We start from the raw sequence: 18740 nt of genomic DNA on the forward strand, positions 1-18740 counted from the left end.
CTGCTCACCTGCAACACCCAACCACTGCCCGGAGCCGCAATGGCTTACCTACGGGGCAAGTGCACCTCTGCGCACGTTCGCCTGAAACGTCTGCGCCCCGCCGTCGCAGCCAAGCAGAACGGCTTCTGGGCACTAGTTTCCTGAGCAACTCCCCCCGCTGAACGCACCTGACAGCCGGCTCGCGGCCCTGGTATCCGTATCAACGGCGCCAGAGCGCGGCTCGTCAGTATTTACTGCACAAGAACAAGAGTTGCCCATGAGAAACCATATCGCCTACCTGGTCATCGATATGCAGCAGGAGGATGGCTTCCCCCTGCATGACTTCGCGACCGTGCTCGACAACTGCGCCGCATTGATCTGCGCCGCGCGTGTTGCCGGCATTCCGCTGATCTACACGCGCCATATCAACAATGCAGATGCTTCAGACCTGCCGCCCGACGAGCCATTGGACCGCAACGGGCGCCCAGCCAGCTACTGCGCCGCTACGCGTCAGGTGGAAATTCTCCCACGCCTGGCGCCACAAGCAGGCGACTACGTGATCGACAAGCCGCGCTACAGCGCCTTCCACCGCACTGAGCTGGATGCGCAACTGAAGGGCCTCGGCGTTAACCGCCTGATGATCTCCGGCGTACTCACCGACGCCTGTGTGCTGGCCACCGTGTTCGATGCCTTCGCCCTGGGCTACCGGGTCGACCTGATCACCGACGCCTGCACCTCGACCACCAGCGCGGCGCACTATTCCTCGTTGCTGATCATGGCCAACTGGGTTTACTCCATCGAGCTGTTCAACTGCGAACAGTACCTGCACGCCCTGCGCGGGGAGGCCTTCACCTCCTGCAAGCCGAGCGCCCCAGACCTGTTTGCGCACCGGCCCGACACACTGTTCCAGGCCATCGCCCATCTGCAATCCAGCCTTACGCCGCAGGAGTGACCGCTATGAATGTCGAAAAAAGAAGCATCGATTTCATTCCCGAAAGCGAGCGCCACGGCAAGCCAAGCTCGCTGCTCTACATCTGGTTCGGGGCCAACATGAACATCACCACCATCGCCTCCGGGGTACTGCCGGTAGTGATTGGCCTGAACCTGTTCTGGAGCGCCGTGGCGATCATTCTCGGCTCGCTAATCGGTGCCATTTTCATGGCCTCACACTCGGCCCAGGGTCCCAAGCTGGGCATCCCTCAGATGATCCAGAGCCGCGCTCAATTCGGCGTGATTGGTGCGATACTCCCGCTACTGTTCGTCATGCTGATCTACCTGGGTTTCTTCGTCAGCAACACCTTGCTGGCTGCTCAGGCCATCGAATCGGTCAGCCCTCTGGGCGGCAACGGCAACATCTACCTGATCGGCGCGCTGTGTTTCGTGGTGGCGCTCTACGGCTACCGACTGATTCATCGCCTGCAAAAGGTACTATCGATCCTCTCCATCCTGGTGTTCCTGGTGGCGACGGCACTCGCCCTTGGCCTGCCGATTCCCGCGGAACAGTGGTCGCCGGCCGGCTTCTCCCTGTCGAAGTTTCTGGTCGCCGTGAGCATCGCAGTGACCTGGCAGCTCTCCTACGCCCCCTATGTGGCCGACTACTCGCGCTACCTGCCGAGTTCAACGCCGATGTCCCGGGTATTTTGGTTCAGCTACGCCGGCACCGTGGCCGGCGGTGCCTGGATGATGATCCTCGGCGCAGTGCTCAGCGTCGCCATCGCAGGCTTCTCCGACAACGTCGGCAGCCATCTGGCGCAGCTGTTCGGGCCTGGCGCTGTGTTGCTGTTCGTGTTCATCGTCTACGGCCAGGTGGCGATCAATGTGTTCAACCTCTACGGTGCCTTCATGTCCACGGTCACGGTGATCGAGCCTTTCGCCCGCCTTCGCGTGACGCCTGTGGTCAGAGGGGTGTTCATGTTGCTGATCAGCGCGGTCGCCACTGCGCTGTGCACCATCAGTCAGGAGAACTTCCTCACCTTCTTCCTCAACTTCATCTTCTTTATGAGCTACTTCCTCATCCCCTGGACCGCCATCAACCTCGTGGACTACTACTGCCTGAGGAAAGGCGACTATTGCGTGCCCGACATCTTCGATATGGACGGCCGTTACGGTCGGGTCAATCTGATCGCGTGCGGCAGCTTCGTACTGGCCATCCTGCTGCAAGTGCCGTTCATGAACACCACCTTCTACGTCGGCCCCATCGCCCATGCCCTCGACGGCATCGACTTGGCATGGGTGATCGGCTTACTGGTGCCGGCCCTGGTCTACTTCGGGCTGATGAAACGCAAACTGGCAACGGCAGGTAGGCGAGTACTCTCGTCCTGATCCGCTAAGCTCCTCTCCTGCGCGGAGAGGGGCTATCCCCACTCGCACTCGAACTCCCGGAGAGCATGTTGTCCGGGAGTTTTTTATCGGAAGCCCGTGCAACCCGATTGCGGCGTCATCGCTGTGGCATAAGGTTTTGCACACAGCCTGTAATCGTGTAACAGCAACCGCGCTCGTCACTCTACTAGTCAGTGTGTGCAAAGGGCTTTTGGTCGGTGCTGTCATGGCGGCAGAGCACTCTATTTGCGGTTAGCGCCCCCGGCGATCACGGCGCCATGGGCCCATGCATGGATGGCGGTTATCCATAATTAGCGGAGGCTTCAATGCATTTGATGCGATTGTTCAAGCACGCCAAGCTCAATAAGGTGCAGGCAGATACAGATGCGTTGCCGATCAATGAGCAGTTGCTGGCCAGCCTGTTGGTAATGGCTTGGGTGGTGGAAGCGCGCGACCCGTATACCGGCGGGCACCTATGGCGTGTCGCACGGTTCTCAGAGTTGCTGGCCAGAAAAGCCGGTTTGAGTACGCTTGAGATTGCCCAGGTCACCATTGGTGGCTTTATGCATGACCTGGGCAAGGTCGCCATTCCGGATGCGGTACTCAACAAGCGCGACCGGCTGACCGATGACGAATATGCGGTGATCAAAACCCACCCGGAGGTCGGCTACCGCATGCTGCACGCCCATCCACTGGCAGCGCTGGTCGCCGATGCGGTGCGTTTGCACCACGAAACACCGGATGGCAAAGGCTATCCGCAGGGGCTAACAGGCGAGCAGATTCCGCAAATGGCAAGAATAGTCGGCATTTGTGATGCCTTCGATGCGATGACCAGCACCCGCCCTTACCGAATCGGCATGCCTCAGGAGCAGGCGCTCGAGATCATCGCCGGCAATCTTGGGCGTCAATTCGATGCTGATTTGGGCGCTTGTTTCATTGCCTTGGGTGAGGAAAACCAACTCGCGCATATCATCGGCCACAGCGATCATGGCATCCCCTTGCAGCGCTGCGTCATGTGTGGACCTACGCTGGTCTTGCGCCAATCGAGTCAGCCGAATGATCACGTGTATTGCCGCTCGTGCGGCGCGGATTACCAGCTGGATGCATCGCTACTGGCCGTCGCGACGGGCGTCCGAGGTGATCCGGGCGACCTCAAGCCGCAGGCGGATGAAGAGCTGATCGGCCGATTCGTTCAGGAAACCTCGCGGCATATCCTGCAAGCGGTGGAGCGTTCCGCCCGTTAGACCGCCTGCCCGCAGGCCGTGTGCTGGTCGCCCAGCAGGCGGCTGACTTCGATCAGATTGTCATCGGGGTCGCGGAAATACACCGATTCGATCGGCCCTGTAGCGCCTGTGCGTGGCACGGGCCCTTCCTCGATCTCGACGCCCTGCTCCGCCAGGTGTTCGAGCACAGCAGCAATCGGCCAACGGGTGATCAGGCACAGGTCGATGGCGCCTGGGGTCGGTCGTTTGGCCTTCGGCTCGAACTCATGACCATGTTGATGCAAGTTGAATTTCTGCTGACCGAACAGCAAGGCGCTGCGCCCCTGGCCAAAGGTTTCGTGCTGCATGCCGAGCACGCGTTGATAGAAATCGAGCGTGCGCGCGATATCGGCAACGGTCAGTACCAAGTGATCCAGTCGTTCAATCATGCTCAGTCTCGATCCAGCAAATGAAAGCGTGGCAGCGAAAAACGCCAGCGTATCGCCGCCAGACGGATAAACAGCACGGTGAGCATAGCCACCCCGGTATCGAGCCAGTGTGGGGTATCCAGCGCACGCAAAGCGATAAACACCAACGCCCCGGCAATGCAGGCGGTCGCGTAGATTTCTTTCTGGAAAATCAGCGGGATTTCATTGCAGATCACATCGCGCATTACCCCGCCGGCGACGCCCGTCATCACGCCCATGATCACTGCCGTGCTCAGCGGTACGTTGTGCTGCAACGCCACCTCGGTGCCGATGACGGTGAAGACCGCCAAACCAAAAGCATCGGCGATCAACAAACCCTTCTCGTGAATCGGCTGGGTCAGGCGTACCCAGATCACCGTGCCTACAGCGGCTAGCGAGGCCACGATGATATAGGTGTCGTCGCGAATCCAGCTGACCGGGTGGTTATCCAGAATCACGTCGCGCAAGGTGCCGCCGCCCAGCGCGGTGATCACGGCAATCACCAAGACACCGAATAGATCCATGGACTTGCGCCCCGCCATCAAGGCGCCGGTGATGGCGAAAACCGCGACGCCAAACAGGTCGGCCAGGTAGAAGAGTTGCGTCATGCTGCCTTCAGGATGCGACTGGGGTGCGCATGGTAACAAACTCCTCTGCGGCAGTCGGGTGGACGCCGATGGTCTCGTCAAACAACTGTTTGGTCGCCCCGGCTTTCAGTGCAACGGCCAGGCCCTGGACGATTTCACCGGCTTCGGGGCCGACCATGTGGCAACCCAGCACGCGGTCGGTGGCGGCATCCACCACCAGCTTCATCAAGGTGCGTTCCTGGCATTCGGTGAGTGTCAGTTTCATCGGCCGGAAGCGGCTCTCGTATACCTTGAGCGAGTAGCCCGCCGCCTTTGCCTGCTCCTCACTCAAACCGACGGTACCGATGTTGGGCAGGCTGAATACGGCTGTCGGGATCGTCTGGTAATCGACCGGGCGATACTCCTGCGGCTTGAACAGCCGCCGGGCAACGGCCATGCCTTCAGCCAGTGCGACCGGCGTCAGCTGCACCCGACCGATCACATCGCCTATTGCCAGAATCGACGGTGCGGCAGTCTGGTACTGCTCGTCTACCTGGACAAAGCCCTTCTTATCCAGCGTCACGGCGGTATTTTCCAAGCCCAGGTTGTCCAGCATCGGGCGCCGGCCTGTGGCGTAAAAAATACAGTCGGCGTGCAGCACGCGGCCATCTTTCAGCGTGGCTTGAAGGCTGCCGTCAGCCTGCTTGTCGATGCGTTCGATATCGCTATTGAACTGTAAATCCAGCCCACGCTTGTTCAGCTCTTCGTGCAGGTGTTTGCGCACGGCCCCATCGAAGCCGCGCAAAAACAAGTCACCGCGATACAGCAACGCTGTCTCGGCGCCCAGGCCGTGGAAAATCGAAGCGAACTCGACCGCGATATAGCCGCCACCGACTACCAGCACGCGCTTGGGCAGTCGTTTGAGAAAGAACGCTTCGTTCGAGGCAATCGCATGTTCATGCCCGGGAATCTCGGGAATGTGCGGCCAGCCACCGGTGGCGATCAGGATATGCTTGGCGCTGTATCGTTGACCGCCGAGCTCGACGCTGTGCTCGTCGAGCAGGCGCGCATGGCCCTCAAGCAACGTCACGCCACTGTTGACCAACAAATTGCGGTAGATGCCGTTGAGCCGCTCGATTTCGCGGTTTTTATTGGCGATCAGCGTGGCCCAATCGAAACGCGCTTCGCCCAGCGACCACCCAAACCCCTGGGCCTGCTCGAAGTCCTCGGCAAAGTGCGCGCCATACACCAACAGCTTCTTGGGCACGCAGCCGACGTTCACGCAGGTGCCGCCCAGGTAGCGGCTCTCGGCCACGGCCACGCGGGCGCCATAGCCCGCAGCAAAGCGTGCGGCCCGCACACCGCCGGAACCGGCGCCGATTACAAACAGGTCGAAATCGTAGGTCATGGTCAGCCTCCTAAACAGGTCGCCAGCATAACCTAATCGAACTGAAACCCTGTGCTTGAGCCTAAGCTTGAAGGGCTGCCAAGAGGAGATTCGTTATGCATCCCACCCTCACCCACCTGGCCTTGCATGTCCCCGACCTGGATGCCTGCGTGGCGTTTTACGCGGACTTCTGCGGCATGCGGGTAATCCACGAACGCGCCGGCAAAGGTTCGCGCATCGTCTGGATGGCCGAGCCCGGTCAAGAGCACAGGTTTATTCTGGTGATCATGCCCGGCGGGCAGAGTCGGCAGCTCGCCGAGAACGATTACAGCCATTTTGGTTTTGCCGTGGCCAGCCGTACGCAGGTCGACGCGCTGGCCGCCAGGGCACACCGCGCGGGCTGTTTGATCTGGCCGCCGCGTGACGAGCCCTACCCTGTCGGGTATTACTGTGGGCTACGCGACCCGGCAGGCAATTATGTCGAGTTCAGTTACGGCCAACCCTTAGGGCCGGGCTCCGAGCACATGGCCATCCCCTAAACGCACAAGCCACCCGAAGGTGGCTTGTGTTCGACGCAACCGGGCTTAGTAGGCGCGCCCGGTTTTGTATAGGTTCTCGAAGCAGAAGTTGGTGGCGTCGATATACCCTTCGGCACCGCCGCAATCGAAGCGTTGACCTTTGAACTTATAGGCCAGTACGCAGCCGTCCTGGGCTTGCTTCATCAGCGCATCGGTAATCTGGATCTCGCCACCTTTGCCCGGCTCCGTCTGTTCGATCAGGGCGAAGATATCCGGCGTCAGGATATAGCGGCCAATGATCGCCAGGTTCGACGGTGCATCTTCTGGTCTGGGCTTTTCGACCATGCTGTTAACCCGGTAGATGTCATCGCGAATCATCTCACCAGAGATCACGCCGTATTTGTGGGTTTCTTCGGGCGGCACTTCCTGAATCGCGACGATCGAGCAGCGGAACTGGTTGTACAACTTGACCATCTGGGTCAGTACGCCATCGCCTTCCAGGTTCAAGCACAGGTCGTCGGCCAGCACCACGGCAAAGGGTTCGTCACCAATCAGCGGACGACCACAGAGAATTGCGTGACCGAGGCCTTTCATCTCCACTTGGCGGGTGTAGGAAAAACTGCACTCGTCGATCAGACGGCGGATGCCAACCAGGTATTTCTCCTTGTCGGTATCGCGAATCTGGTGCTCCAGTTCGTAACTGATATCGAAGTGGTCTTCCAATGCCCGCTTACCACGGCCGGTGACCATGGCAATTTCCGTCAGCCCAGCTTCGAGCGCCTCTTCGACGCCATACTGGATCAGCGGCTTGTTCACCACCGGCAGCATTTCCTTGGGCATGGCCTTGGTCGCAGGTAGAAAGCGGGTGCCGTAACCGGCTGCCGGGAACAAGCATTTCTTAATCATGGGACTCCTTAACAGGGGAACAAAAAGGCCTGCGCAGTCTATCAGGCTGCACTGGCCTTACAATGGCCGAGCGCCGGCCTGCCAATCCCGCGGTAGAGAAAACCCAGTTCGGCCAGTTGTTTGGCGTCATAGATATTGCGTCCATCGAACAGCACCGGCATGCGCATCAGGCCGCGAATTCTCACGAAATCCGGCTGACGGAATTGTTTCCACTCGGTCACCAGCACCAACGCATCGGCGCCTTCAGTCACGCTGTAGGGCGACTCACTCAAGCGCAACTGGCCACTCGTCACGGCCTGAGCGTAGCGCTGAGCGATACCGGCGTTTGCCACCGGGTCGCAGGCCTGTACCGCTACACCGGCAGCCAGTAATGCATCGAGCAGAACCAGGCTGGGGGCTTCGCGCAGATCATCGGTGCCCGGCTTGAATGCCAAGCCCCAAATTGCTACGACGCGCCCCTGCAGATAGCCTGAAAAATGTTCGCGTACGGCCTGAAACAACAAGGTCTTCTGCAGGGCATTACGGGCTTCGACTGCCCGCAGGATGCTGGGCTCAATGCCCTCCTGCTCCGCTGCGCGAATCAGCGCACGTACATCTTTAGGGAAACAAGAGCCGCCATACCCGCAGCCGGCATAGATAAAGTGCGTGCCGATGCGCTTATCACTGCCAATGCCGCGGCGAACGTCTTCGATATCCACCCCGAGTCGTGCGCACAGCCCCGCCATCTCGTTGATAAAGGAAATCTTGGTGGCAAGAAACGCATTGGCCGCGTATTTGCTGAACTCCGCGGCGCGCATGCTCATGCACAGCAGGCGCTCATGATTGCGTAAAAACGGCGCATACAAACGGCGCAGTACCTCAGTAGCGGCGACGTCGTCACAGCCAATGATCACTCGGTCCGGACGCATGAAATCATCGATGGCAGAGCCTTCCTTGAGGAATTCGGGATTACTCGCCAGCGCAATCTGGAAGTTTTTTCCGCGCCGACTCAAGTGCATATTGATTCGCCTGGCGACCCGCTCGCCGGTGCCTACAGGCACGGTGGATTTATCCACCACCACGCAGGCGTGATCCAGACAGCCGCCCAGTTCGTCGACCACCGCCAAGACATGCGATAAATCTGCCGAGCCGTCTTCACCACTTGGCGTACCGACGGCGATAAAGATGATTTCGGCCTGCTTGATCCCCTCGGCCAGGTGCGGGGTAAAACTCAATTGATTGCTAGCAAGGTGCGCGTTGACCATGACTTCCAGGCCTGGTTCATAAATCGGCACATCGCCACGCGCAAGGCGCGCAACACGAAACGGATCTCGCTCGACGCAAACCACCCGGTTGCCCATTTCGGCAAAGCACGCCGCTGATACCAACCCCACATAGCCTGCTCCGATCACGCAAATTCGCATCGCCGCACCTCCAGATGAGTTACAGCGATTGCAACTAAAGCGAATGGCAGGCGTATGACGTCAGCGCGACAGTCATGTGACAGGCATTTAAGCTAAAAGCGGGTGGGCTTCACTCAACCGGCTTATAAACAGCGCTGATGTGAGCTGGTCGCGAGCGCTTGCTCAAATCTGGTGAGCGAAGTGTTAGCTGCCCAGATGGTGGAATCGATCAAGTGCAGGACGCTTACAGCACAGCAGAAAGCAAAAAGGCCAACCCTTGTGAGGTTGGCCTAAGTGCTTGATTCTTAATGGTGCCCGAAGCCGGAATCGAACCGGCACGGGGTTACCCCCGAGGGATTTTAAGTCCCTTGCGTCTACCGATTTCGCCATTCGGGCGGTAGCGCTTGAAAACGAGGCATGGACTATATACAGCCCGTGTATGCCTCGCAAGACTTCCAATCATTAATGAAAAAGCCTCGTAAATCATAGATCTACGAGGCTTTCTAATTGGAGGCTGAGGTCGGAATCGAACCGGCGTTCACGGATTTGCAATCCGGTGCATAACCACTCTGCTACTCAGCCTTGAAACTAAACGGGCCGTTCTAAACGGCCCGTTGAAATTGGAGCGGGAAACGAGACTCGAACTCGCGACCCCGACCTTGGCAAGGTCGTGCTCTACCAACTGAGCTATTCCCGCTTGTCTTACTGACGGCCGCCATTCTATAGCTTCAGAACGCCCCGTCAACCCCTTGATTCAAAAAAGCTTATTTCTTTTCCGCGGTCGTGCTGAGGTGCGGCCAGGCAGCCAGCAGGTACTGCAACATCGACCACAGGGTGAGCACCGCCGCGATAATCAGCAGTACATAACCGACCACAACCCAGAATGTGAATAAGGGCGGGTTGGCCAGCAATGTGATCAACGCAACCATCTGCGCCGCGGTTTTCCACTTGGCGAGGTTGGATACGGCAACATGCGCCCGCGCACCGAGTTCGGCCATCCATTCGCGCAGGGCCGACACGACAATTTCACGACCAATGATGATCGCGGCAGGTAGGGTCAACCAAAGATTGGCGTGCTCGGCCACCAGCAGCACCAAGGCGACGGCCACCATCAATTTGTCGGCCACCGGATCAAGAAACGCACCAAAGGGCGTGCTTTGCTCCCAGCGGCGCGCCAGGTAGCCATCCAGCCAGTCGGTCGCGGCCGCGCAAGCGAACACCGCACTGGCTGCCCAATAGCTCCATGAAAATGGCATATAAAACAACAGGATGAAGATCGGAATCAGCAGAACACGAAGCACGGTAAGCAGGTTGGGGATATTCATCGGCACAACTAGGCTGCGAGGTGATCCGGCATTCTACTCGCTGTGCAATGCGGCATAAATCAACTCAGCAAGCTTTTTACTAATCCCGGGGGCTTTCGCGATTTCTTCGACGCTGGCGCGGGACAATTCCTGCAGGCCGCCAAAGTGGTTGAGCAATTCGCGCCTGCGCTTCGGGCCAACCCCGGCAACCTCCTCCAGGCTAGAGGTGCGACGCGCTTTGCCGCGGCGCGCGCGGTGCCCGGTGATAGCAAACCGGTGCGATTCATCGCGAATCTGTTGAATCAAATGCAGCGCCGGTGAATTGCCTGGCAGGGTGAATTCATGGGCTGCATCGTTGAGGTACAGCGTTTCCAGCCCGGGTTTGCGGGTCGTACCCTTGGCCACGCCCAGCAGGATCAGATCGGGAACCGCCAGCTCCTCAAGCACCTCGCGGGCCATGGTCAACTGACCTTTACCGCCGTCGACCAGCAATATATCCGGCAGTTTGCCCTCACCATCCTTGATCTTGCTGAAGCGCCGAGTGAGCGCCTGGTGCATGGCGGCGTAATCATCGCCGGCAGTCACGCCTTCGATGTTGTAGCGGCGGTAATCGGATTTCAGTGGACCTTCCGGACCGAATACCACGCACGAAGCGACAGTGGCTTCACCGCTGGTGTGGCTGATGTCGAAACACTCGAGTCGTTGTGGCACTTCATCCATGTGTAGCGCTTCTGCCAGCGCCTCAAAACGCTCGGCCACGTGTTGTCGATTGGCCAGGCGTGCGCCGAGCGCCTGTTCGGCATTGGTCACCGCCAATTGCTGCCAGCGCGCGCGGGTGCCTCGCACGCGGTAACTGATGCTTAATTCACGGCCGCGCATTTCATCGATAGCTGCGATCAGCGTAGGGAAGTCTTCATGTTGCGCGTTGACGATCAGCTCGCTGGGAAGGTCGCGCTCCTGGCTGCCCAGGTAGTACTGGGCCAGGAACGCCAGCAGCACCGCATTACCCTCCTCCTCGATCGCCACTTGTGGGAAGAAGTTCTTACTGCCCAGCACGCGGCCTGCGCGCACGCTGATCAAGTGCACGCAAGCGCCGCCCGGGTTGACCATGGCGGCGACTACGTCGACATCACCGGTGCCGCCTTCCATGCTTTGCTGATCTTGCACGCGGCGGAGCAAGGAAATCTGATCGCGCAATTCGGCTGCGCGCTCGAAGTCCAGTTCACCGGCGGCTTTTTGCATGCCGCTGGACAGCTCATCGCTCAGTGCATTGCTGCGTCCTTCGAGAAACATCACCGAGTGACGCACATCCTCGGCATATTCCGCCGGTTCGACCAAGCCAACACACGGCCCCTTGCAGCGTTTGATCTGGTACTGCAGGCACGGCCGCGTACGGTTCTTGAAATAGCTGTCTTCGCACTGACGCACCAGAAAGGCTTTCTGCAGCAGGTTCAAGCTTTCACGTATCGCGCCCGCGCTCGGGTAGGGGCCGAAGTAGCGACCTTTTTGTTTCTTCGCGCCGCGGTGAATGCTCAGGCGCGGGTAGTCGCCATCGGAAAGGAATACATAGGGGTAGGACTTGTCGTCGCGCAGCAGGATGTTGTACGGCGGCCGCCATTCCTTGATCAGCGTTTGCTCGAGCAGCAGCGCTTCGGTTTCGTTGGCGGTGATGGTGGTTTCGACCTGGGCAATCTTGCCGACCAGCGCCGCTGTTTTCGGCGCCAGTCCAGTCTTACGGAAGTAGCTGGACAGGCGTTTTTTCAGGTTCTTCGCTTTACCTACATAAAGCAGTTTGGTGTCCGCGTCGAACATGCGGTACACGCCGGGGCGGCTGCTACACGTGGCAAGGAAGGCGCTGGGGTCGAACGTGGTGGTCATTTCAACTGGTGGCATCGACCATGCCATGACGTACAGCCAGCAAGGCCAGCTCTACATCGCTGGTGATCGACAGCTTCTCGAAGATCCGATAACGGTAAGTGTTCACCGTTTTGGGTGACAGGCATAGCTTGTCGGAGATGCTCTGCACCTTCTGGCAGCCGGCGATCATCAGGGCAATCTGAATCTCGCGTTCCGAGAGCAGGTCGAAGGGCGAGTTATTGGTGTGCGGCTGAAAGGACTTGAGCGCCAGTTGCTGGGCAATCTGCGGGCTGATGTACCGCTGCCCGGCAAACACCAGGCGAATGGCATGGACCATTTCTTCCAGTGCGGCGCCCTTGGTCAGGTAGCCGGCGGCACCTGCTTGCAGCAGGCGCGTAGGAAATGGATCTTCCTCGCACACCGTAACGGCAACGATTTTCAGGTCGGGGTGACTGCGGATCAGCTTGCGGGTTGCTTCGAGACCGCCAATACCGGGCATTTTGACGTCCATCAGGACGACATCCGGTTTCAATTCGCGGGCTTTTTTCAGTGACTCTTCACCAGACTCGGCTTGTCCGACCACTTGCAAGCCATCGATGTCGGCCAGCATGCGCGTGATACCTGTACGAACCAGATCGTGGTCGTCGACCACAAGCACCCTAATCAAGCGGACACCTCGTTCTGCGTCAGCCGCTCAAGGCAGCGGTCTTGTTGGAATGCCGGTCACCTTAGCAAAAAGCTCCGGCTAGACCTAGCTTGGCGCATGGCAGTCAAAAAGCAAACGTCAAAATACTGCGTATGGCTGATCGATCTGCAACAAGAAGATGGCGGAAGCGGTGAGATTCGAACTCACGGAAGAGTTTCCCCTTCGACGGTTTTCAAGACCGTTGCATTCAACCGCTCTGCCACGCTTCCGGCGTTAGTGCGGGCGGCAATCTTACCGGAACGCAACACACTGTCAAACTCTCTGGGTTGGCAGCGTGCAAGGCTCTGTTATGATCGTCTACGACCCTGGTCACGGAACCAATTAGCCTTTATAGGAGTGTTGCCATGCACGAACAAGATTACGCACTCAATCACGCGCAGGTTGAGCAGCAGGAAGTCAGCCGCGTTCTGCGCAACACCTATGGCTTGTTGGCCATTACCCTGGCCTTCAGTGGTTTGGTGGCGTTCCTGGCGCAGCGCGCCAATGTGCCCTATCCGAATATCTTCGTGGTGCTGATTGGCTTCTACGGCCTGTTTTTCCTCACGGCAAAACTGCGTAACTCGCCCTGGGGGCTGGTCTCCACCCTCGCCCTGACCGGCTTCATGGGATACACCCTCGGACCGATCCTCAACCGTTATCTGGGCATGGCCAACGGCGCCGAAGTTGTCAGCTCCGCGTTCATGATGACGGCGCTGGTGTTCTGCGGCCTGTCCGCATATGTACTGACCACACGCAAGGACATGAGCTTCCTCAGCGGCTTCATCACCGCCGGGTTCTTCGTTCTGCTGGGCGCTATGGTTGCTGGGTTCTTCTTCCAGATCAGCGGTCTGCAACTGGCGATCAGTGCTGGTTTCGTACTGTTCTCCTCGGCCTGTATCCTGTTTCAAACCAGTGCGATCATCCACGGTGGTGAGCGTAACTACATCATGGCGACCATCAGCCTGTATGTATCGATCTACAACCTGTTCGTCAGCCTGCTGCAAATCTTCGGCATCATGGGCAGCGACGATTGATCGATTCGCGACACTGAAAAGCCCGCTTCGGCGGGCTTTTTCATGCCTGTGGCGAGCATCTTGCCTGCTCAAGCTTTATCATGCCGCCAGATCACCTTGCCGGGCTCTCTATGAAATTCGCTATCGCCCTCTTCTCCCCGCCGCAGGCACCCTCCTCGCGCCGCGCCCTGCGTTTTGCTCAAGCTGCGCTGGCCGGTGGCCATGAGATCGTCCGGCTGTTTTTCTACCAGGATGGCGTGCACAGCGCCTCAAGCAACGTGGTCACTGCGCAGGACGAGCTGAGCGTAACCGGCGAGTGGCGCGACTTCGTGCGCGAGCAGCAACTCGACGGCGTGGTGTGCATCGCCGCGGCGTTGCGCCGTGGTGTATTGAACGACGAAGAGGCCCAGCGCTATGGCCGTGTGGCCGCCAACCTGGACGCACCCTGGGAGCTTTCCGGGTTGGGCCAGTTGCACGAGGCGACGCAGATGGCGGATCGCCTGGTGTGTTTTGGAGGGCCTTGAGATGAGCCAATCGCTGCTGATTGTCAGCCGTCAAGCACCGTGGTCCGGGCCTGGCGCGCGCGAGGCACTGGACATTGTCTTGGCCGGCGGCGCCTTCGATTTACCGATTGGCCTGCTGTTTCTCGACGATGGGGTGTTTCAACTCTCTGCGGCGCAGCAACCCAGCGCCCTGCAACAGAAAGACCTGAGCGCCAACTTGCAGGCGCTGCCACTGTTTGGCGTGGAGGCGCTGTACGCATCAGCACGCAGCCTGCTGGAGCGCGGCTTGGCCGCCGAGCCTCTGACGCTGGCAGTCGAGGTGCTGGACGATGCTGCCCTGACCGGGCTTATCGAGCGTTATGACCAAGTGATTACCCTCTGATGACGACCCTACATGTACTGTCCCATTCACCGTTCAGCGACAGCCGCCTGAGCAGTTGTTTGCGCCTGCTCGGCCCTGACGACGGCCTGTTGTTGTGTGGCGATGCGGTGTATGCCCTGCAAGCCGGGACGGCGCAGCGCCAAGCCTTGGACTTGATGCCGGCCACTATTGGCCTATTCGCCTTGCAGGAAGACCTGATCGCACGCGCTGTCGAAGCGCCGGAGCGAATCAGCCTGGTCGACTACCCAGGGTTCGTCGCGCTCAGTTGCCATTTCGACAAGGTCAACAGCTGGCTATGACTGAACTGATGATCGGTGAGCGGTATATCGCGCTGGATACAGATGGCTACCTGATCGATCTGGCCGATTGGTCGGAAGCGGTGGCCGAGGCTTTGGCGCAGCAGGAAGGGTTGAGTCTGAGTGTCGAGCATTGGGAGGTGTTGCAGTTGCTGCGCGCGTTCTATGACGAATTCCAGTTGTCGCCAGCCAATCGGCCACTGATCAAGTACGTGGCGCTTAAACTGGGCCCGGAAAAAGGCAACAGCCTGCACCTCAATCGCTTGTTCAACGGCACTCCCGCCAAACTTGCCGCCAAGTTGGCGGGCCTGCCCAAACCGACGAATTGCCTATGAACCTGGTTACCCCACCCGAGCACCCTTTCGCCCAGTTCGTGCGCATCCTTGGCAAAGGCAAGCGTGGCGCGCGCAACTTGACCCGCGCAGAAGCACGCGAGGCCATGGGCATGCTGCTTGACGGCAAGGTCGAGGACACTCAGCTTGGCGCCTTCCTGATGCTGTTGCGGCACAAAGAGGAAAGCGCCGAAGAAATGGCCGGATTTACCGAGGCCGTGCGTGAGCGTCTGCAGGCGCCGTCGATCGAGATTGATCTGGACTGGCCGAGCTATGCCGGCAAGAAGCGTCACCTGCCGTGGTTCCTCTTGGCGGCCAAAGCCCTGGCGCAAAGCGGCGTGCGTATCTTGCTGCACGGCGGCGGCGCACACACGGCGGGCCGTATGTACAGCGAGCAATTGCTCGATGGTCTGGCTATTCCGCTGTGCCGCAGTTGGGCTGCGGTCGAGCAGGCCTTGCAGCAAGAGCGCTTGGCATTTTTCCCCCTGGGCGACTGGATGCCGCAATTGCAGCGCATGATCGACCTGCGCAACACCCTCGGCCTGCGCTCGCCGATCCACTCGTTGACGCGCATCCTCAACCCGTTGTCGGCGCGCTGTGGTTTGCAAAGTATCTTTCATCCCGGTTACCAGGCGGTGCACCGCGAGGCCAGCCAATTGCTCGGCGACACGGCCCTGGTAATCAAAGGCGAAGGCGGTGAGATCGAGATCAACCCGGACGCCATCAGCCATCTGTATGGCACCGCCCATGGCGAGAATTGGGACGAAGACTGGCCCGCGCTTTCCCCTCTTCGTCACGTCAAGCCCGAGTCTTTGCAGCCCGAGCACTTGCGCGCGTTCTGGGATGGTGAGGTGCAGGACGACTACGGTCAGCTTGCCGTGCTCAGCAGCATGGCTTTGGCACTACGTGCCCTGGGCTTGCCGCGCGAAGAGGCCTTTATACAAGCGCAACTGCGTTGGGATGCTCGCCGCACATCTAAATAGTCGATTCATCGGGACAGATTTTTGCACCGTTCGATCACGTGCCTCTGGTTAGACTGACTGCCGAAGCCGCAATGCTAAACGCTAGAGGAGTTAGGAATGGGCTTGCTGATCGAAGGGCGCTGGCACGACCAGTGGTACGACACGGGCGAAGGTGGGCGTTTCCAGCGCGAGAGCGCCCAGCGGCGCAACTGGATCACCGTCGATGGCAGCCCTGGGCCGAGCGGCGAAGGCGGTTTCCAGGCACAACCAGGTCGCTATCACCTCTACGTTTCCCTCGCCTGCCCATGGGCTCATCGCACCTTGATTCTGCGTGCACTGAAGGGCCTCGACAGCCTGATCGGCGTCTCGGTGGTCAGCTGGCTGATGCGCGAGGACGGCTGGACGTTCGACCCGAAGCAGGGTTCCACTGGCGATGCGCTGGACGGCTTCAGCTTCCTGCATCAGCGCTATACCGTCGATGATGCGGGCTACACCGGGCGGGTCACGGTCCCGCTGCTCTGGGACAAGCAGCAACAACGCATCGTCAGCAATGAATCGGCGGAAATCATCCGCATGTTCAACTCGGCCTTCGACGACTTGACCGGTAATCGTCTGGATTTTTATCCGGATGCACTGCGTAACGTGATCGACGCACTCAATCAACGCATCTATCCGGCAGTCAATAACGGCGTGTATCGCGCGGGGTTTGCCACCACGCAGGCCGCCTATGAGGAAGCCTTCGTCGAGCTGTTCGACGAGTTGGACAGACTGGACACGCTGCTCGGTCAGCGCCGTTATCTAGCCGGCGAATATCTCACTGAGGCCGACTGGCGCCTGTTCACCACAGTGATTCGCTTCGACGCCGTGTATTACGGCCACTTCAAGTGCAACTTGCGGCGTATCGCGGACTATCCCAATTTGTCTAATTGGTTGCGCGAGCTGTACCAGTGGCCGGGCGTTGCGCAAACGGTGGACTTCGAACATATCAAAAGCCATTACTACGCCAGCCATCACACCATCAACCCCACCGGCATCGTGCCGCGAGGCCCCGCACAGCACTTTATCCACGGCCATGATCGCCAGCGCTTGCCCGGTAGCGGAGTGTGGCGAAAGCCGTAAAGCCGAGGCTACTCAACGCGTGTAGGCCGGGTTTAGCCCACCCTCGCGCAGTTCGCCGGCGAAACTCAGACGTGCGCCTGAGCGCCTTCGAACCAGGCCAGTTTGTCCCGCAGTTGCACCACCTCGCCGACAATCACCAAGGTTGGGGCATGCACTTCATGCTGAGCGACTAACTCCGGTAAATTCGCCAGAGTGCCCGTAAAGACGCGCTGGTTGCGTGTGGTGCCCTGCTGGATCAGGGCCGCCGGCGTGCTTGCGGCCCGCCCATGGGCGATCAACTGTTGGCAAATCATCGGCAAACCGACCAAACCCATATACAGCACCAGGGTTTGGCTGGGCGCCGTCAGCTCGCTCCAAGGCAAATCGCAGCTGCCATCCTTGAGGTGGCCGGTGACGAAGCGCACCGATTGCGCATGGTCGCGATGGGTCAGCGGAATCCCCGCGTAGGCCGCGCAGCCGCTAGCCGCGGTAATACCAGGCACGACCTGAAACGGAATACCGTGCGCCGCGAGCTCCTCGATCTCTTCACCACCGCGGCCGAAGATAAACGGGTCGCCGCCCTTCAGGCGCAAAACCCGCTTGCCCTCTTTGGCCAAGCTGACCAGGCGCAGATTGATTTGCTCCTGCGGCAGGGCATGTTCCGCGCGTTGCTTACCGACATAGATGCGCTCGGCGTCGCGGCGACACAACTCTATGATCGCTGGAGCAACCAGGCGATCGTAGAGCACCACATCAGCCTGCTGCATCAGGCGCAGGGCGCGAAACGTCAGCAAATCCGGGTCGCCAGGGCCCGCGCCCACCAGGTACACCTCGCCCAAGGCACGCGGCGCAGCACCGGCGATTTTTGCCTCGAGCAGGCGTTCGCCTTCCTGCAGTTTTCCGGCGAACACGCTTTCGGCGATTTGCCCTTGGAATACCTCTTCCCAGAACACTCGACGCTGCTGCACATCGGGAAACAAGCCTTTGACTTGCGCCCGGAAGCGCTTGGCCAAGCCGGCGAGCTGGCCGTAAGTCGCTGGAATCCAGGTCTCGATCTTCGCGCGGATCAGCCGAGCCAGCACGGGCGCATCGCCACCGCTGGTAACGGCGACGATCAGTGGCGAGCGGTCGACGATGGCCGGGAAAATCACGCTGCACAGCTTGGGCGCGTCCACCACATTCACCGGAATCCCCAGTGCCTGTGCCTGCGTGGAGATCTGCGCATTGAGCGGTTCGTCGTCAGTGGCGGCAATAATCAGCACCACTCCGCACAAATCATCCGCCTGGTAGCCACGTAACAACACCTCGCCTGCGAGTTCGCGCAACTCGTCACGTACTTCGGGCGCCACCACGCGCAACCGTGCGCCGGCATCGGCCAGCAGGCGCGCCTTGCGCAGGGCCACTTCGCCGCCGCCGACCACCAGCACCAGGCGATCCTGCAAGTTGTGGAACAGGGGGAGAAAGTCCATGGGGCAAGGTCCGCGCGAATCAGTAAGGTGAGCGTAGAAGCTGAGCAGCCGCAGGGTGAGCTGAAGCCCACCACTGCTGTCGGTCCAGGCGGACTGCAACCCGCCCGAGATAC

At 59.6% G+C, this 18740-nt stretch carries 20 protein-coding genes and 4 tRNA genes; 11 read left to right on the top strand and 13 right to left on the bottom strand.

The features are described from left to right. The first annotated feature begins 256 nt into the window (after positions 1-256). The 3 genes from B3M58_RS16535 (at position 257) to B3M58_RS16545 (ending at position 3542) form a co-directional block, all read left to right on the top strand. Positions 257-931 carry an isochorismatase family cysteine hydrolase gene (locus tag B3M58_RS16535; protein ID WP_296220746.1) on the top strand — a complete coding sequence of 225 codons (675 nt, stop codon included), beginning with the start codon at positions 257-259 and terminating at the stop codon, positions 929-931. 5 nt (positions 932-936) lie between these two features. Further along, entirely contained in the window at positions 937-2301 is a 1365-nt protein-coding gene (locus B3M58_RS16540) for a purine-cytosine permease family protein (protein WP_296220747.1), read from the top strand. Between the two features lie 404 nt (positions 2302-2705). After that, entirely contained in the window at positions 2706-3542 is an 837-nt protein-coding gene (locus B3M58_RS16545) for an HD-GYP domain-containing protein (RefSeq protein ID WP_296220750.1), read from the top strand. Here the strand turns inward: B3M58_RS16545 and B3M58_RS16550 are convergent. Genes B3M58_RS16550 through gorA form a run of 3 tightly spaced genes read right to left on the bottom strand, consistent with a single transcriptional unit; the run spans position 3539 to position 5941 of the window. Further along, positions 3539-3949, bottom strand: a complete 411-nt coding sequence (locus tag B3M58_RS16550; RefSeq protein WP_296220752.1) for a VOC family protein — start codon at positions 3947-3949, stop codon at positions 3539-3541. The genes B3M58_RS16545 and B3M58_RS16550 overlap by 4 nt on opposite strands. A 2-nt stretch (positions 3950-3951) precedes the next feature. Further along, on the bottom strand, positions 3952-4575 hold the full coding sequence (locus tag B3M58_RS16555; RefSeq protein ID WP_296220754.1) for a trimeric intracellular cation channel family protein: 624 nt from the start codon (positions 4573-4575) through the stop codon (positions 3952-3954). Between the two features lie 7 nt (positions 4576-4582). Beyond that, a complete protein-coding gene (gorA, locus tag B3M58_RS16560; RefSeq protein WP_296220756.1) occupies positions 4583-5941 on the bottom strand; it encodes a glutathione-disulfide reductase in 1359 nt (452 codons plus the stop codon). A gap of 95 nt (positions 5942-6036) precedes the next feature. On the opposite strand from gorA, the gene B3M58_RS16565 reads away from it, so the two are divergent. Continuing rightward, positions 6037-6459 (top strand): VOC family protein, encoded by a 423-nt coding sequence (locus tag B3M58_RS16565; protein WP_296220759.1) that lies wholly within the window; start codon positions 6037-6039, stop codon positions 6457-6459. A gap of 45 nt (positions 6460-6504) precedes the next feature. On the opposite strand, the gene galU is transcribed toward B3M58_RS16565, so the two are convergent. From galU to B3M58_RS16610, 9 genes are all read right to left on the bottom strand, one after another. Continuing rightward, positions 6505-7344: a UTP--glucose-1-phosphate uridylyltransferase GalU gene (gene galU / locus B3M58_RS16570; protein WP_296220761.1), complete on the bottom strand. Its 840-nt coding sequence runs from the start codon at positions 7342-7344 to the stop codon at positions 6505-6507. A 41-nt stretch (positions 7345-7385) separates the two neighbouring features. After that, positions 7386-8747: a UDP-glucose dehydrogenase family protein gene (locus B3M58_RS16575; protein ID WP_296220763.1), complete on the bottom strand. Its 1362-nt coding sequence runs from the start codon at positions 8745-8747 to the stop codon at positions 7386-7388. Between the two features lie 288 nt (positions 8748-9035). After that, positions 9036-9122, bottom strand: a tRNA-Leu gene (locus tag B3M58_RS16580). Positions 9123-9234: 112 nt separating this feature from the next. Next, positions 9235-9308, bottom strand: a tRNA-Cys gene (locus B3M58_RS16585). 39 nt (positions 9309-9347) lie between these two features. Continuing rightward, a tRNA-Gly gene (locus tag B3M58_RS16590) sits at positions 9348-9423 on the bottom strand. 67 nt (positions 9424-9490) lie between these two features. Continuing rightward, entirely contained in the window at positions 9491-10051 is a 561-nt protein-coding gene (gene pgsA / locus B3M58_RS16595) for a CDP-diacylglycerol--glycerol-3-phosphate 3-phosphatidyltransferase (protein ID WP_296220764.1), read from the bottom strand. A gap of 33 nt (positions 10052-10084) precedes the next feature. After that, the gene (gene uvrC / locus B3M58_RS16600; RefSeq protein ID WP_296221041.1) at positions 10085-11908 is read right to left on the bottom strand and encodes an excinuclease ABC subunit UvrC; all 1824 of its coding nucleotides are present in this window, start codon (positions 11906-11908) and stop codon (positions 10085-10087) included. A gap of 1 nt (position 11909) precedes the next feature. Next, positions 11910-12554: a response regulator transcription factor GacA gene (gene uvrY, locus B3M58_RS16605; RefSeq protein WP_296220766.1), complete on the bottom strand. Its 645-nt coding sequence runs from the start codon at positions 12552-12554 to the stop codon at positions 11910-11912. Positions 12555-12712: 158 nt separating this feature from the next. Next, positions 12713-12802 (bottom strand) — tRNA-Ser (locus B3M58_RS16610). A gap of 135 nt (positions 12803-12937) precedes the next feature. Here B3M58_RS16610 and B3M58_RS16615 point away from each other — a divergent pair. The 7 genes from B3M58_RS16615 to B3M58_RS16645 all read left to right on the top strand — a co-directional run bounded on the left by B3M58_RS16615 (position 12938) and on the right by B3M58_RS16645 (position 17179). Beyond that, positions 12938-13606, top strand: a complete 669-nt coding sequence (locus B3M58_RS16615; protein WP_296220767.1) for a Bax inhibitor-1/YccA family protein — start codon at positions 12938-12940, stop codon at positions 13604-13606. A gap of 110 nt (positions 13607-13716) precedes the next feature. Continuing rightward, positions 13717-14109, top strand: a complete 393-nt coding sequence (tusD, locus tag B3M58_RS16620) for a sulfurtransferase complex subunit TusD (RefSeq protein WP_296220768.1) — start codon at positions 13717-13719, stop codon at positions 14107-14109. A 1-nt stretch (position 14110) separates the two neighbouring features. Beyond that, positions 14111-14470 carry a sulfurtransferase complex subunit TusC gene (gene tusC / locus B3M58_RS16625; protein ID WP_296220770.1) on the top strand — a complete coding sequence of 120 codons (360 nt, stop codon included), beginning with the start codon at positions 14111-14113 and terminating at the stop codon, positions 14468-14470. Next, the gene (gene tusB, locus B3M58_RS16630; protein WP_296220771.1) at positions 14470-14769 is read left to right on the top strand and encodes a sulfurtransferase complex subunit TusB; all 300 of its coding nucleotides are present in this window, start codon (positions 14470-14472) and stop codon (positions 14767-14769) included. The genes tusC and tusB overlap by 1 nt, the downstream gene beginning before the upstream one ends. Further along, entirely contained in the window at positions 14766-15101 is a 336-nt protein-coding gene (locus B3M58_RS16635; RefSeq protein ID WP_296220773.1) for a TusE/DsrC/DsvC family sulfur relay protein, read from the top strand. Before tusB ends, B3M58_RS16635 begins: the two co-directional genes overlap by 4 nt. Continuing rightward, positions 15098-16081 (top strand): glycosyl transferase family protein, encoded by a 984-nt coding sequence (locus B3M58_RS16640; RefSeq protein WP_296220775.1) that lies wholly within the window; start codon positions 15098-15100, stop codon positions 16079-16081. Before B3M58_RS16635 ends, B3M58_RS16640 begins: the two co-directional genes overlap by 4 nt. Before the next feature lie 96 nt (positions 16082-16177). Beyond that, positions 16178-17179, top strand: a complete 1002-nt coding sequence (locus tag B3M58_RS16645; RefSeq protein ID WP_296220777.1) for a glutathione S-transferase family protein — start codon at positions 16178-16180, stop codon at positions 17177-17179. A gap of 65 nt (positions 17180-17244) precedes the next feature. Here B3M58_RS16645 and cysG read toward each other — a convergent pair whose 3' ends face one another. Continuing rightward, positions 17245-18627 (bottom strand): siroheme synthase CysG, encoded by a 1383-nt coding sequence (gene cysG / locus B3M58_RS16650; RefSeq protein WP_296220779.1) that lies wholly within the window; start codon positions 18625-18627, stop codon positions 17245-17247. Between the last annotated feature and the right edge of the window lie 113 nt (positions 18628-18740).

Source organism: Pseudomonas sp. UBA2684, assembly GCA_002354655.1.
GTDB lineage: Bacteria > Pseudomonadota > Gammaproteobacteria > Pseudomonadales > Pseudomonadaceae > Aquipseudomonas.